The 14,771-nt window shown below is 72.7% G+C and carries 10 protein-coding genes; 5 read left to right on the top strand and 5 right to left on the bottom strand.

All coding sequences use genetic code 11. From position 1 onward, the window contains the following. Window positions 1–8: 8 nt before the first annotated feature. A complete protein-coding gene (locus ACFWW9_RS25365; protein WP_390382736.1) occupies window positions 9–2,675 on the top strand; it encodes a glycoside hydrolase family 38 C-terminal domain-containing protein in 2,667 nt (888 codons plus the stop codon). Between the two features lie 39 nt (window positions 2,676–2,714). Here the strand turns inward: ACFWW9_RS25365 and ACFWW9_RS25360 are convergent, their stop codons facing one another. Then, window positions 2,715–6,371, bottom strand: coding sequence for a S8 family serine peptidase (locus ACFWW9_RS25360; protein WP_390382733.1), 3,657 nt, complete (start codon window positions 6,369–6,371; stop codon window positions 2,715–2,717). 154 nt (window positions 6,372–6,525) lie between these two features. Between ACFWW9_RS25360 and ACFWW9_RS25355 the strand changes: the two genes are divergently transcribed. Together ACFWW9_RS25355 and ACFWW9_RS25350 are read left to right on the top strand one after the other, a co-directional pair. Then, on the top strand, window positions 6,526–7,500 hold the full coding sequence (locus ACFWW9_RS25355) for a helix-turn-helix domain-containing protein (RefSeq protein ID WP_390382730.1): 975 nt from the start codon (window positions 6,526–6,528) through the stop codon (window positions 7,498–7,500). Window positions 7,501–7,565: 65 nt separating this feature from the next. Further along, window positions 7,566–8,711, top strand: a complete 1,146-nt coding sequence (locus ACFWW9_RS25350; protein WP_390382727.1) for a glycosyltransferase — start codon at window positions 7,566–7,568, stop codon at window positions 8,709–8,711. A gap of 42 nt (window positions 8,712–8,753) precedes the next feature. On the opposite strand, the gene ACFWW9_RS25345 is transcribed toward ACFWW9_RS25350, so the two are convergent. Further along, window positions 8,754–10,553, bottom strand: coding sequence for a toll/interleukin-1 receptor domain-containing protein (locus tag ACFWW9_RS25345; protein ID WP_390382724.1), 1,800 nt, complete (start codon window positions 10,551–10,553; stop codon window positions 8,754–8,756). 131 nt (window positions 10,554–10,684) lie between these two features. Here ACFWW9_RS25345 and ACFWW9_RS25340 point away from each other — a divergent pair, with 131 nt between their 5' ends. Then, the gene (locus ACFWW9_RS25340; RefSeq protein WP_390382721.1) at window positions 10,685–11,110 is read left to right on the top strand and encodes a low molecular weight phosphatase family protein; all 426 of its coding nucleotides are present in this window, start codon (window positions 10,685–10,687) and stop codon (window positions 11,108–11,110) included. 50 nt (window positions 11,111–11,160) lie between these two features. Here the strand turns inward: ACFWW9_RS25340 and msrA are convergent, their stop codons facing one another. From msrA to ACFWW9_RS25325, 3 genes are all read right to left on the bottom strand, one after another. Next, window positions 11,161–11,658, bottom strand: coding sequence for a peptide-methionine (S)-S-oxide reductase MsrA (gene msrA, locus ACFWW9_RS25335; protein ID WP_390382717.1), 498 nt, complete (start codon window positions 11,656–11,658; stop codon window positions 11,161–11,163). 110 nt (window positions 11,659–11,768) lie between these two features. Then, entirely contained in the window at window positions 11,769–12,959 is a 1,191-nt protein-coding gene (locus tag ACFWW9_RS25330) for a hypothetical protein (protein WP_390382714.1), read from the bottom strand. 101 nt (window positions 12,960–13,060) lie between these two features. Continuing rightward, entirely contained in the window at window positions 13,061–13,675 is a 615-nt protein-coding gene (locus ACFWW9_RS25325; protein ID WP_390382711.1) for a TetR/AcrR family transcriptional regulator, read from the bottom strand. Between the two features lie 58 nt (window positions 13,676–13,733). On the opposite strand from ACFWW9_RS25325, the gene ACFWW9_RS25320 reads away from it, so the two are divergent. Further along, window positions 13,734–14,636: a 2-dehydropantoate 2-reductase N-terminal domain-containing protein gene (locus ACFWW9_RS25320; protein WP_390382708.1), complete on the top strand. Its 903-nt coding sequence runs from the start codon at window positions 13,734–13,736 to the stop codon at window positions 14,634–14,636. Window positions 14,637–14,771 lie beyond the last annotated feature (135 nt).

The raw sequence follows: 14,771 nt of genomic DNA, 5'->3' as shown, positions 1-14,771 counted from the left end.
CCCGCACGATGGCCGGTGTCCCCGAAGTCCGCCTGGTCCCGCACACGCACTGGGACCGCGAGTGGTACGAGCCGTTCCAGCGGTTCCGCCTGCGCCTGGTCGACCTGCTCGACGAGGTCCTCGACCGCGCGGAGGCCGACGAGCGCTTCCGCTTCACGCTCGACGGCCAGATGGCGGCCGTGGACGACTACCTGGAGGTCCGGCCGGAGAACCGGGACCGGGTGGCCGCGCTGGTCGCGGCGGGCAGGCTCGCGGTCGGTCCGTGGCAGATCCTCCTGGACGAGTTCCTGGTGTCGGGCGAGAACATCGTGCGCAACCTGGAGATCGGCTGGGCGCGGGCGGAGGACCTGGGCGGGGCGATGCGCGTCGGCTACCTCCCCGACGAGTTCGGCCACTGCGCGCAGATGCCGCAGATCCTCGCAGCGGCGGGTTTCGAGCACGCGTGCCTGTGGCGCGGTGTCCCGTCCGGTGTGGAGGGTCACGCGTTCCGCTGGACCGCGCCGGACGGCAGTTCGGTGCGCACCGAGTACCTGGCGCACGGCTACGGCAACGCCGCGTACGTGCTGTCCGACCCCGGTTTCTTCGCCGAGCGGATGACGGCGCTGGGCCACCGCGAGCGCGGGCGGTTCGGCGACGACCCGGTGCTCGCGATGTACGGCACGGACCACTCCGCGCCGGTCGGGTCGCTGGTGAAGCTCGTGGCGGACCTCGACCCCGCGCAGGTCGACGTCCGCATCGCCACGCTCGGCGACTACGTCGCGGCCGTCGCCGCCAGCGAGCCGACGTCGGTGGTGATCGGGGAACTGCGCAGCCACGCCGCCGCGAACATCCTGCCCGGTGTGCTGTCGATCCGCCCGCAGCTCAAGCAGGTGATGGCCGAGGCGGAACGGCTCGTCGAGCGCTACGCCGAGCCGTTCGCCGCGCTGTGGTCGGCCGAGTGGCCCGCCCGGTTCCTGGACCTGGCGTGGTGGCGGCTGGTCGACGCCTCCGGCCACGACTCGGTGACCGGCTGCGGTGTGGACGACACGGCGACCCAGGTGTTCGCCCGGATCAGCGAGGCCGCGCACCTCGGGCAGGCCGTGCGCGACCGGGTCGTCGGCCGCCTGGCGCGGTCGGTGTCCCGCGACGCCTTCCTCGCGGTGAACCCGAGTCCCGAACGGCGGCGCGACCTCGTGACGGTGGAGGTGGAGGTGCCGGACGACTGGCCGTCGGTGGCGGTGGAGATGCCGGACGGCACGCTCCTGCCCGCGCAGGTCGAGTCGCGCACCGACCCGGCGCTGCACGAGGAGACCGCGACCGGCGAGGACCTCGCGCTGTTCCTGCCGCGCGTCCACGGCCGTGAGCTGTTCGGCCAGGAGATCACCGGCTGGCGCTGCGATCCCGAGGCCCGCGTGCTGGAGTTCGGGGTCGCGCGGCACGGCGGCGAGGCGCCGTTCGACGTCGAGGCGGTGCGGGCGGCGATCGTGGGCCGGACCGGGTCGTGGACGATTCGCATCACGCAGGCCACCCGTGCCGTGGTGACGGGCCTGGTGGACGTGCCCCCGCTGGGCTGGACGTCGGCGCGCGTCGTGCGGGCCGACGCTCCGACGGAGGGCTCGTTGTCGAACGGCCTGCTGACGGTGGAGGTGCGCGAGGACGGCACGCTCCGGCTCACCTCCGCCGACGGCACGGTGCTCGACGGCGTCGGCGCGATCGTGGACGGCGGCGACCGGGGCGACCTCTACAACTACGCGCCGCCGTGGCGGAACACCCTGGTCACCGAGCCGGACCTCGTCGTGGTGGAGCCGGGACTGTCGGGGCCGCTGCGCTCCACGGTGTCGATCACCCGCACCTACTCGTGGCCGGAAGCGGTGGACTGGGACGAGGACAGCCGCACCACGGCCCGCGTGACCGGCACGGTGCGGATGGACGTCGAACTCCGCGCGGGCGAACCGTTCGCGCGCCTGGACCTCACCATCGACAACCGGTCGCGCGACCACCGGGTGCGCTGCCACGTCCCGCTGGCCCGCCCGGCGACGACGTCGCACGCGGAGGGGCAGTTCGCGGTCGTCGAACGCGGGCGGACGGCCGAGGGCGGGTTCAGCGAGCACCCCACGCCGACGTTCCCGGCCCACGGTTTCGTGGACGCGGGTGGCGCTGGCGTGCTGCTCACGCAAGCGTGCGAGTACGAGCTGCTGGACGACGCCCTCGCGGTGACCGTGCTGCGGACCAGCGGCCAGCTGAGCCGCAACGTGCACCCGTACCGCGAGGAGCCCGCGGGCCCGCAGATCCCGACGCCCCTGGCCCAGCAGATCGGTGTCACGACCGTGCGGTTCGCCGTCCAGCCGCACGCGGGCGACTGGCAGGACGCGGCGCTCCTGGCCCACGCCGAACGCTATCGCCACCCGGTGCACCCGGCACTCGGCGAGGGTGACCCGGACACGGCGCTCGCCACCGCCACGGGCCTGTCCGTCGAGGGCGCGGTGCTGACGAGCCTCCGCCGCCGCGAGGGCGCGCTGGAACTGCGGGTGGTCGCCCAGTCCCCCGACCCGGCGACCACCGTCGTGCGCGGCCCGTTCACCGCCGCGCGGCGGGTCGACCTGCTGGGACGGCCCGGCGAGGAGGTCCCGGTGGCGGACGGCGCGCTGACGCTGTCCCTGCGGCCGTGGGAGATCGCGACGCTTCGAGTTGCCTGACGAGGTGCGGCCCGTCCTGGGACGGGCCGCACCCCCCGGTCAGCGGAGGCCGACCGCGCGGATCACCGTCTGCTCCACCGAGTTCCCGGCCGAGTCGGTCCCGGTCACCCGCAGGGAGGCGAAAGCCGCCTTCCGGGGCGCGTCGAGCCGGAACCCGCCCCGGTGGTCGGCGTTCAGCTTCTTCCACGTCGTGCCGTCGTCGTAGGACACCTCGACCCGAGGCGCACCCGGCTTGCCGCCGCCCGCGACCGCCACGTCGGTCAGGCCGACCGAGACGGGCGCGCGCTGCTCGACGGTGACGCCGAACGCGGTGTCGCGGGCCACCGTGCCGGACTCGTCGGGCCGGAGGTCGAGGCGGATCTGGAGCAGGGGTAGGAGATCCCGCTGCCCGTCGACCTTCGGCGCGGCCGAGGTGAACGCCCACGTCGTCGTCGTGGCGGACGAGTACCGGTTGACCGCCGCGTCACGCCGGTTCTCGACGACCAAGCGATACCGCTGCGGCGTGGCCGTGGAGACCGTCGGGTTCATCACCAGACCGCCGCTGCTGCTCGCCACCCGCCGATCGCCCTGGAACAGCGTGGTGGTCTGGCTCGCGTGCTGCCAGTCCTGCATCGCGCCCGAGTGGTCGGCGTTGCCGTACCCCGGCACGTCGATCCGCATCTGGTCGCCCGTGCGGGTCGCCCCGAGGTAGTTGTTGTTGAGGTACGGGCGTTGCACGGGCGTGAACCAGTCGTCGGTCAGGACGGTGCCAGGGGCGTACTTCCGGCGCACTCCCCAGGAGTTCAGCACCCCGTCGGTGGCCTCGTGGCCCCAGCGGTTCGCGCCGTCTGTGCTGACCCAGTCCGTGCGGCGGGTGCCGACGGCGAGCGGCGCGTAGTTGCCGATCCCCCACTCCGAGTAGGCCGGGAAGTCGTACCGCCACTCCTCGCCACGACCGGGAGCGCCCGCGAACGTCTGGTCGATCCGGACGAGGTTCCTCTTCGTGGCCTGGACGACCAGGCTCGACGGCAGGTCGTTGTGCCAGGTGTGCATGAGGTCGTAGAGGTAGGACGGCGTCGGGTGCGACTCGGCGTGCAGCGTGGCACCGCCCTTGCGGGCCTGGGCGATGAGCTTCTCGCCCTCGTCGGGGCTGAGGAGGCCGACGTCGATCGGGCTCGGGTGCGCCCCGTCCTCCCCGAAGAACAGGCTCTGCCGCCCCGGCCGGTCGTTGGCCACGAGCAGCAGCGCGGCTCCCGCGTCGGCCGCCGCCTTCGCCAGCGCGACCGGCGTGGTCGACGCGGTGCGCCGCACGACGACCGCCTTGCCGCGCACGCCCGTGAAGCTCGCCCCGTCACCGCCGAAGACGAGGGGCAGCGTCCGCTCCCCCGCCTTCAACGGCGTGACGCCCGCCTGGCGCAGGACGTCGGTGTAGTCGTCCCCTCGCACGGACACCGCCAGCGCGGGCTGCTCCTTGCGCCAGCGCGCGCCGAGGGTGAAGTCGCCGTGCGCCACCTTGCCGCGCGGCTGCGCCCACAGGCTGTCGAAGCCGGTGTCGGAGAGGGCGAAGTCGTGCCAGCGGCCGTCCTCGTGGAGCGTTCGGGAGTACTCAAGCCGCAGGTAGGTGGGAACGGCGGTCTGCGGGGTGGTCTCGTCGACCCGCCGGACCTGGCGGGCGTCCAGGGTGACCGTGCGGTCGCCGTCGAAGGTGATGTCCGGGTCGCCGAGCAGCGCCAACCCCTGCGACCTCGGGCCGTGGACGCCGGGCACGACCAGGTAGCCGAGGGCGGAGTACTGGTCGTTCGGCAGGTAGAAGCTCACGCTGCCCTCGACCGGGACGGGGATCGGGGTCGGGTCGCCCGCCCGCAGCAGGATCACGAACGCGTTGGCGGGCTGTCCGGTCGCGTCCTTGACGTTGATGGTCATCAGGTGGCTGATCGCGCCGAGCGAGACCGCGGTGTGGACCACGCCGTCCGGTCCGGTGGCGAGGAGTTGGCCGCTCACGCCGTCGGACCCGGCGGGCGCGGCCTTCGGGTCGATGGTCAGGGTGATGGCGGCGGTGCCGTGCGCGGGGACCGTGACGCGGTCGGCCGAGAGCCGGAAGACCCCGGCGGGCGCGGCGAGCGACAGGGAGAGGGTCACCGGCGTCGCGCCGAGGTTCGTGTACGTCACCGGCCGTTGGACCGCGTTCGGCCCGTCCTGCCCGGCGTACGCGGTGGCCGAGGCGAAGACCCCGGCACGGGTGGAGGCAGCCGCGTCCACCCGTCCGCTGCCCGCTTGGAAAGCGCTGTACTCGGGCGTCCGCTTGGCAGTGCTGGTGAGCAAGTCCTTGAGCTGGGCCCCGGTGAGGTCGGGGTGCTTCGCGGCGAGCAGCGTGGCGGCTCCGGCCACGTGGGGCGCGGCCATCGACGTCCCGCTGAGCGACTGGTAGAAACCCGATCCCTCCGGGGCGCGCTGCGACCGGGCGGCGAGGATGTCGACACCGGGTGCGGTGATCTCCGGTTTGAGCGCTCCGTCCCCGACGCGCGGGCCCTGGCTGGAGAAGTCGGCGAGGTGGTCGCCGCCGTCGACCGCGCCCACGGTGAGGGCCGCGTCGGCCGCGCCGGGCGACCCGACCGTGCCCGCGCCGCCGGAGTTGCCCGCCGCGATCACGAACAGCGCGCCCGTCTGCGCGCTGAGCCGGTTCACCGCCTGGGACATGGGATCCGTGCCGTCGGAGGGCTCCCTGGTTCCCAGGCTCAGGTTCACGACCTTCGCGTGCGCGTCGACCGCGGCCCACTCCATGCCCGCGAGGATCTCGGAGTCGCTGCCGGACCCGGAGTTCGACAGCACCTTGCCGACGTGCAGGCGCGCGCCGGGGGCGACGCCCTTCTCGACGCCGCCGGACGCGGCGCCCGAGCCGACGATGGTGGAGGCGACGTGCGTCCCGTGGCCGTGGAGGTCGGCGACGTCCTCGCCCTCGACGAAGCTGCGGGACTCGACGACCCGGCCCGCCAGGTCGGGGTGCGTCTCGTCCACGCCCGTGTCCAGCACCGCGACGTCGACGCCCTGCCCGGTGTCACCGCCCGCCCAGACCTCGGGCGCGCCGATCTGCGCCGTGGACTCGGCGAGGTCCGCGTACACCTTGCCGTCGAGCCAGATCTGCTTGATGCCGTTGGCGAACGACGGGGTGCCGCCCGCCACGAACGACGTCGTCCCGCCCGTCACGGCGGCCCAGAAGTCCCGCGCCCGCGCGTGGTCCGCGGTGACCGCGACGCCGTCGACGCTCGCCAAGATCCGGACCGCCGTCGCGCCTTCCGGTGCGGCGGTCGCCTGGAACCCCGACCGGGGCTCGTAGGAGACGATCAGCGGCAGGTCGGCGCGGTGGGCGTCGTCGTAGCCGTCGGCGATCAGGTCCGTCACGTCGAACAGCCGCCGGTCGAGCTTCCCCTTGGCCACGAAGGACAAGGCCGAGTTCGGGTAGACGTACACGTCCCCCGCCGATTCCAGGATCCGCGCGTTCGCGGGCCCGCCGTCCGGCCCGACGACCGAGATCGTCCCGGTCGAGCGGACGGTGACCACGTCACCGGTGATCAGCGTGACGGTCCGGGTCGACGGGACGGTGGGGTCCGGTGTCCCGGCGGGAGCGGCCGACGCCCGTCCGGTGGCGGAGACCGAGGCGAGCAGGGTCGTGAGGCACACGACCACCGCCGCGGCCCGGCGACTGCGGGGAGTTCTCAACTGCGGGAGTCCTTGTCTGCACAGGGGGAGAGCGGGCCACGCTGCCACGCCGGATCGGCCGAACAGTGCCAGGTGGCTCCCCCCGGTCACAAGGGTTCCGCCGGCTGCTCACTGCCACTTGGCACAACCTCGACACGTCGGGTAGAACTGCCGCGTGGAACTCGCCGTGCTGGGGCTGTCCGCTGACGAGGAGCGGGTCTACGAGGCGCTCGTCGCCCAGCCCGGATCGACCGTCGCCGCGCTCGCCGACCACCTGGGGGTCCCGGCGGGCCCGCTGCCCCGGATCCTCACCTCGTTGGTCGCCAAGCACCTGGTGACCCGCTCGGGCCGCCCGCCCCGCTACCTCGCCGCTCCCCCGGACATCGCGATCCACCAGCTCGTGCAGCAGCGGGAACGGGAGCTGAGCGCGGCCCGCGCGAAGGTGCACTCGCTGTCGGAGATCCACCGCAGCGCGAACCGGACGAGCCCCGAGCTCGTCATCGAGCAGCTGACCGACCGGGAGACGATCGCCGCGGCCGTGGAGCACCTGGAATCCGAGGCGCGCCACCAGGTCCGCGTGTTCGACACCCCGCCGTACTACGAGAGCCCCGGCGGGCAGGGCGCGGCCCGCAACACCCAGGCGCAGATCGCCCGGCACCAGAACGACGGGGTCGTGCACCGGGTGATCTACAGCCAGGACGCGCTGACGTGGCCGGAGAAACTGGAGACCGACATCCTGCCCGCCGTGCGCGGCGGCGAACTCGCCCGCACGCGGCGGAGCCTGCCCCTCAAGCTGATCATCCGCGACGACCAGGACGCCCTCATCCCGTTCGACCTCAGCAGGAGCGGCCTCCAGGTCGCCTACCTCGTCCGGCGGTCACCGCTGTTCACCGCGCTCGAAGCCCTGTTCGAGGGCGAGTGGGCCCAGGCCGTGCCGCTCGACGCCATCGCGGGTGACACCCGGCAGGACGAGGAGACCCGGTCGCTGCTGGCGATGATGATGGCGGGTCTGACCGACACCGCCATCGCGCACGCGAACGGCTGGAGCACCCGGACCGCGTTCCGCCGCATCCAGGCCCTGATGACCGAGCTGGGCGCGTCCACCCGGTTCCAGGCGGGGTGCCTGGCGGAACGCCGCGGCTGGCTCTGAGGTCCAGACCTCTGCGTCCGGGTGGGCGCTTATTCCGGACGGGTGAAGTCGCTACGTTCTTCCGGGTGCGCATCCTCTTCTCCAGCCTTGGTTCCCACGGCCACACCTTCCCGCTCTTACCGCTGGTGATCGCCGCCCGCGAGGTGGGCCACGACGTCACCTTCGCGACCACGGCCCAGTTCGCGAGCGCCATCACCCGGTACGGGGTCGACCACGTGCCGGGCGGCATGGACATGCTCGAGGCGTTCGAACTCGCCAACGCGGGCCCCTCGGCCAGAAGATCCCCCGACTTCCGGCCGGAACGGGTGTCGAGGGTGTTCGGCTCGATCCTGCCGCGCCGGTGCGCGGCGGACCTCGCGCCGATCATCGTCGACCGCAAGCCGGACCTGGTCGTGCACGAGCTGGCCAACCCCGGCGCGGGGCTGGCGGCGAAGGTCGCGGGCGTGCCGGCGGTCTGCCACTCGTTCGGCCGGATGTGGCGGCCCACCGGTCCGCCCGAGGTCCTGCGCGCCCACCTCGCCGAGGTCGCCGCGGACCTCGGCGTCGACCTGCCGGACGGCGACCTGATGCCGCTGGGCAACCCCTACCTCGACATCTGCCCGCCGTCCGTGCAGGACCCGGAGTTCCCCGTCTCGCCGACCGTGGTGGTCCCGCTGCGGCCGGTGCCGTTCTCCGAGCCCGGCGAGCTGCCGTCGTGGGTGCCCGAACACCGGAAACCGCTGGTGTACCTGACGATGGGCACGGCGTTCGGCAACATCGGGGTGCTCCGCACGACCATCGCGGGCCTGGCGGCGTTGGACGTCCGGGTGCTCGTGTCGGCGGGCCCGAGCGTGGCGGCCGAGGCGATCGGCGACACCCCGGACAACGTCGTCGTGCGGCAGTGGCTGCCGCAGGCCGACATCCTGCCGCACACCGACCTCGTGGTGCACCACGGCGGCGCGGGCACCACGATGGGCACGTTCGCCACCGGCGTGCCGCACCTGGTCCTGCCGCAGGGCGCGGACCAGTTCAGCAACGCCGACGTGGTGACGGCGGCGGGTCTCGGCGACCAGGTGCTCGCCGCCGACCTCACGGCCGAGGTGGTCACGGCCAAGGCGCGCCGCCTGCTCACCGACGAGGCCGTGGCGGCGGCGGTCAAGGCGATGGCCGCCGAGGTAGCGGCCATGCCCTCGCCCGTGGACGTGGCCCGCGGGCTCTCCCGGTACGCCTGACACCGTGAGCCGCCCGACCCCGGTAGAGCGGGGTTGGGCGGCTCACGGCAGGAAGGACGGGAGGACCGCGGCCAGTCCGAAGATCATCGCCGCGGTCGGGGCCAGCTCCGGGGTGAACACCGGCGGCCGGACCAGCTCGGCCCTGCTGCCCGTCGTCGACTCCGGCAGCCACGTCCGGGGCAGCTGCCTCAGTGGCCGGGCGAAGCTCGTGAACACCACGAACAGTTCCAGGAAACCGACGATGGCCAACGCCGGGTGCAGCACGGCCAGAGCCGCGGTCCACAGCAGCACGGACGCTCCGAGCAGGCCGATGACGGCGCGGAACTGCTTGGCCGTGACCGTCCGGCCGACGGTCTCCCTCAGCAGCCACCACAGCATCGCCATCGGGACCAGCGACACGAGGCCGACCGCGATCACGGCCATCGACGGCGCCGCCGCGAGCAGCCCGAGCGAGAACGCCCCGACGCACACCAGGTGCGTGCGCGTCGCGACGGCGAAACCGTGGGCCACGAACGGGATCCGGGACACGCCGGGGGCCAGCGGGATCGGCGCGGAGTCCATGCCGTCGCGCCCGAGGCCCCGGATCAGCCGGAGCAGGTTGTACAGGCCCTCCGGTGTCTGCTGGCGGAAGTCCAGCCACTGCCGCTGCCGCAGCTCGACGCTGTCCTCCGGCAGGCGCAGGCTGTCGACGAGCACGCAGACCACCCTGGTCCCCAGCTCCGCCACCTCCCGGCTCACCCCCGCGTAGTCGGTCTTCGAACTGACCAGCCGCAGCACCCAGCTGTCCGGCCCGGCCCGCTCCACCAGACCCGCCGCGACGCACGCGGCCGAGATCGCCCGCGCGATCCGCTCGTCGCCGTGGTCGCTCCGCACCTCGAACGCCGTCACGTCGTCGCCGCCCACCGCCGCCAGCTCACGGGCGAAGGGCTCCCACTGATAGGAGAACTTCGGGTTGACCACCCGGCCACGCCTTCGCCTGCGCACCGGGAGACCGAGGATCCGCTGCCGCACCTGGTAGTAGCCCTCGCCCGTCGGCATCCACAGGTAGACGCTGCGCGACCGGGTCATCAGCGCGCCGCCCACCACACCGGCCACCAGCAGGGCCGCTCCGTACCCGACCTGCGCGTCGGACCGCGCGGTCACGGTCAGGGCCTCGTTGAGCAGGAAGTAGCCGTAGAGGGCGGTGAACCCCAGGTTGTAGCTGATCGCGGACGACTTGGTGCGCCGCCAGGGCACGCGGGCCGCCACGACCAGCAACGACACCGCCGTCGCCACCATCGCCATGCTCAGCCCGACGGCGAGCGGCGTCACGTCCACCCGCTCCGCCTCGCCCGGCAGCACGGCGTCCCGCACGGCCAGCGGCAACGCCACCACGATCGCCAGGCACGTGGCGAGCAGCGCGAAGACCGGTGCGGGCAACAACGACGGCGGCCGCACCCGCGCGACGGACGGCGTCTCCCCGGCGGCGATCAGCTCGCCCACGATCCGCGCGTTCCGCCAGAACCGGCTGCGGAGGTCGTGCACCGGACACCCCGCCAGTTCCTCCGGCAGCACGACCGGGCCCACCAGGCACACGTGGACCGTCTTGCCCGCGGCCAGCGCGCGCCGCCACTCGTCGGTCACGTAGGACGACTCCAGCGCCGTCCTGGACGCCACGAGCACCAGCACGTCGGTCCGGTCGATGGCCGCGTCGATCGTCGCGCCCCAGTCCGTGCCGGGATCGAGCCGCTGCGCGTCGAACCACGGCTCCACCCCGCCCTGCCGCTCGAACGTGGCCGCCAAGGCCTCGGCGAACGCGAAGTCCCGCCGGGAGTAGCTGAGGAAAACCCGCTGTCGATCCACAAGGAGGACATCGCGGGTGATCGTCAGGTGCTACCCGCTCAGCCCGAACCACCCCGGATCGGGGGAACCACGCGGGCGTCCGCGACACCGTGGATGATGCTCGGCAGTCGGCCGCTTGGAGGAGGACAACGGTGAGCAAGACCCCCGAGGTGCTGTTCGTCTGCGTGCACAACGCGGGCCGGTCGCAGATGGCGGCCGCGTTCCTCCAGCACTACGCGCTGGGCCGGGTCGCGGTCCGGTCGGCGGGCTCGGAGCCCGCGGAGCGGGTCAACCCGGCCGCCGCGGAGGCACTCGCCGAACTGGGGTTGGACATCACCGCCGAGGTGCCGACGAAGCTGTCCCACGCGGACGTCGAGGCCGCCGACGTCGTGATCACCATGGGCTGCGGCGACACCTGCCCCGTCTTCCCCGGCAAGCGGTACCTCGACTGGGCCCTCGACGACCCCGCGGGCCGGGACGTGGACGCCGTCCGCCCGATCCGCGACGACATCGACCGCCGCGTGCGCACGCTCCTCGCCGAACTCCTCGATCCCCCGCGTCAACGGCACGGGTCCTGACCTGCGCGAAACGGGGGCCGTCCCGTCGGACGGCCCCGTTCACCCGACTGTCAGCGCTCGCCGAGCTGCCACTCCGGCCGCACGTAGTGGCACGTGTAGCCGTTCGGGTAGCGCTCCAGGTAGTCCTGGTGCTCCGGCTCGGCCTCCCAGAACGCACTCGCCTGGGCGACCTCGGTGACGACCTTGCCCGGCCACTTGCCGGACGCGTCGACGTCGGCGATGGTCGCCTCGGCCACCTGCTTCTGCTCATCGGTCTCGTAGAAGATCGCCGAGCGGTAGCCCGCGCCGATGTCGTTGCCCTGGCGGTTGCGGGTCGACGGGTCGTGGATCTGGAAGAAGTACTCCAGGATCTGGCGGTAGCTCAGCAGCTCGGGGTCGAACACGATCTCGATGGCCTCGGCGTGGTTGCCGTGGCGGCGGTACGTGGCGTTGGGCGTGCCGGGGTCGCCGGTGTAGCCGACGCGGGTCGACACGACTCCGGGGTGGCGGCGGAACAGGTCCTGCATGCCCCAGAAGCAGCCGCCCGCCAGAACAGCCTTCTCCGTCACGGTGATACTCCTCTGCTCGGTGTTCACCCAGGACAACGTCCGGAAGTGGCCCGTTCATCCCCGTCCGGATATGACGTACCCCTTACGGTGAACGACCGTAGCAGCGGGGATCACGAGCCGTAGGTCGCCTGCTCCACGGCGAACACGTTGCGGTGGCCGACGGTCTCCTGGAGGGACCACAGCAGGTCGGGCTCGGTGGTGTCCTCCCAGTAGCTGATGCTCTCCGCGCCGCCCACCCAGTTGTGCGTGGCGGGCCCGGTCGCGGGCGCCCAGTAGTACAGCTTCTTGGCCCCCGACGAGGCGAACCACCAGCGCGAGTTGTGCGAGGCCACGCCGTTGAGGTTGTACCAGGGCAGCCGCAGCGCCTCGGTGGCCGTGGTCGTGGCGGCGAACGTCGTCGCGCCCGAGGCGAACGGGAAGCGGATCGCGCGCGGGGCGCGGTTCGGGTAGTCGGTGCAGTCGGCCTGGCAGGTGTACTCGGTCATGACGATCGACTTGGCCGGGCGGTCGAGGGAGATCGTCGACCACTTGAGCGCGGTGCCGGACGTGGTGGCCGCGGTGACCGTGCCGATCTGCGGCAGGACGTAGGCGTAGTTGTGGGCGTAGTAGGTGGTGTCGGACTGCCTGCCGATCTGGCCCGCGGTCCCGCCCGTGTCGGTCTTGAGGATCTTCCGCATGTCGAACACCCGCATCCCTCGGCCGGTGTCGGCGACGTAGAGGTAGTCGCCGTACCAGGAGACGCCGCCCGCGTGGACCGTGACGTCCTTGAAGTTCGGCGCGGCCGTCGTGCCCGTGGGCTCGACGAGGAGGATCTTGCGGTACTTGTTCGGATAGGTGGCGTCCCAGTCGACGAGCGTGATCCGGCTGCGCGACGACGCGCCGCCGCAGCCGTCCTTGGTGTACCAGCTGACCAGCACGAGCTGGTGCCCGTCGTAGTTGCCGCTGTTCGCGGTGCCCACGGCGTCCCGGCTGGTGGTGATGCCCTGCGGGTAGTTCGCGCAGTCGCCGTTGTCGCCGGAGTCGAACTTGAACCCGGTCTTGTACCCCGCGAGCCCGAGCGAGTCGGTGATGCCCGTCCTCTCGTGGTTGGCGTTGTCCATGACCGTGTGCACCGCCGCGACCCCGAGCTTGCCCACGAGGGCGCTGTTGAGGGCGTCGTACTGGTGGTAGTCGGACTGGAGGGTGAACTGGTCGGCGGGCAGCGTCGTCGGCGCGGCCGCGGCGTAGGCGCCCGCGACCGTGGTGGTCGACAGCGTCACCACGCAGGCCAGCAGCAGGAGGGCCTTCTTGGGCAGGGACATGCGGGACCCCGGATTCCGGTCGGGAGCAGGCGACCGGTCGACCCTGCTCCACCCGGCGGCCGTCCGGAAGCAGTTTCGACCACGGGCAAAACCGCGGCTCGTCAGCCGCCGGTCGGCGGGGCGCTCATCGCCGCGGTCAGGAAGGTGATCGCCCAGCCGCGGGCCGCCTCGCCCCGGAGCGGCGGCTGGTGGTTGTGGACCTCGACGCGGTCCGCGGCCGCCACGGCGAGGATCCCCCGCAGCCGGAACCACAGCTCCTCCGGGGACAGGCCGGGCAGCGCGCGCCCGAACGCCTTCAGGTAGCGGTCCAGGATCGCGGCCTCGGCCTCGCCGGTCCAGGCGCGCATCTCCTCGGCCGGGTCGCCGAGGATCCTCATGATCAGCCGGGACGTCCGGGCCCCGCTCTCCTCACCTGCGGGGATCGCGTCGAACAAGGGCCCCGCGTACACCTCCACCAGGTCGGCGATCGCCGGCTCCGGGGTCGCGGCGAGCAGCCGTTCGAGCCCGCGGGCCTGCGCGGTGTAGATCGGCTCGACCACCCGCCGGACGACGGCCGCCAGCAGTTCCGCCTTCGACCCGAAGTGGTACCCGACGGCGGCCAGGTTCGCCCCGGCGAGGTCGGTGATCGCCCGGACCGAGGCGCCGCGGTACCCGTGCTCGGCGAAGAGGCGTTCGGCCGCGTCGAGGATCTGGGTGCGGGTGTCGGAGGTTGCCACGCGTGCCGACTATACGTACGTTTGATTCAAACGAACGTATGAATGAAAGCTGGCCGTCATGAAACTGCTGGTGTACGGCGCCGGAGTCCTCGGCACCCTGTTCTCCGTCCGCCTGCACGAGGCGGGCCACGACGTCTCCCTGCTCGCGCGGGGCGACCGCTTGGCCGCCCTGCGCACGCACGGCGTTCGACTCGCCGAGGGCGACAGCCCGGTCATCCGGCAGGTGCCGGTCCCCGTGGTCGACCACCCGGCGGGCGACTACGACCTGACCACCGTCTTCGTCCGCGCCCACCAGGTGGACGCGGTGCTGGCCTCACTCGCCGACCTCGACGGCGACGTCCTGTTCCTGCACAACTGGGCGGCGGGCGCGGGACCGCTGGGCGACGTCATCGGCCACGAGCGCGTGCTGCTCGGCTTCCCCACGGCAGGGGGCACCATGGACGGCGACGTGGTCCGCTACCGCACGCCCACCACCCTCACCCGCCAGGTCCCGATGCCCATCGGCGAACCCGACGGCCGCACCACCGAACGCCTGGACCGGATCGTGCGGACGTTCCGGTCGGCCGGCATCAACGCCAAGCCGGACCCGCGCATGGACGCCTGGCTCACCACGCACGCCGCGTTCACGATCCCTTTGGAACAAGCCGCCCACGCCGCGGGCGGCCCCGAGGCGCTGGCCGACGACCCGGCCGCGATCCGCACCCTGATCCGACTGACGAAGCAGAACCTGGCCACCCTGCCGACCCCACCGGTCCCCCGCGCCCTCACCACCCTGGGCCACCTGCCGGAAGGCCTGCTGACCGCCGTCGTCCGACGCTTCCTGCGCAGCCCGACAGCCCGGCACAGCGGCCTCAGCAACACCTCGCCCTCGACACCCGCCGAAACCGACCGCCTGGCCGACCAACTCCGAAGCAGGCAGTCGACCGCCGACGCGCTCGCGGCACCGATCACCCGGTGGTAGCCGGAACTGAAGCGAAAGGTGGTGTGTGCGCTCACCTCAGGCCCCCCGGTGAGAACACGGCGCACCGCAGCTCGCTGGTGTAGCGATGACCGTGCACGCTCAGCCAGCGTTGGTCGGGCGTGGGCAGCATTTCGG

Origin of the sequence: Umezawaea sp. NPDC059074 (assembly GCF_042738955.1) — a bacterium.
Lineage (GTDB): Bacteria > Actinomycetota > Actinomycetes > Mycobacteriales > Pseudonocardiaceae > Umezawaea.
This window is presented reverse-complemented; position numbering and strand designations above follow the sequence as displayed.

Coding starts and splice junctions, on each gene's coding strand:
- ACFWW9_RS25365 (WP_390382736.1), top strand. CDS start 9: ATGGCCGGTGTCCCCGAAGTCCGCCTGGTCCCGCACACGCACTGGGAC.
- ACFWW9_RS25330 (WP_390382714.1), bottom strand. CDS start 12,959: ATGTCCCTGCCCAAGAAGGCCCTCCTGCTGCTGGCCTGCGTGGTGACG.
- ACFWW9_RS25320 (WP_390382708.1), top strand. CDS start 13,734: ATGAAACTGCTGGTGTACGGCGCCGGAGTCCTCGGCACCCTGTTCTCC.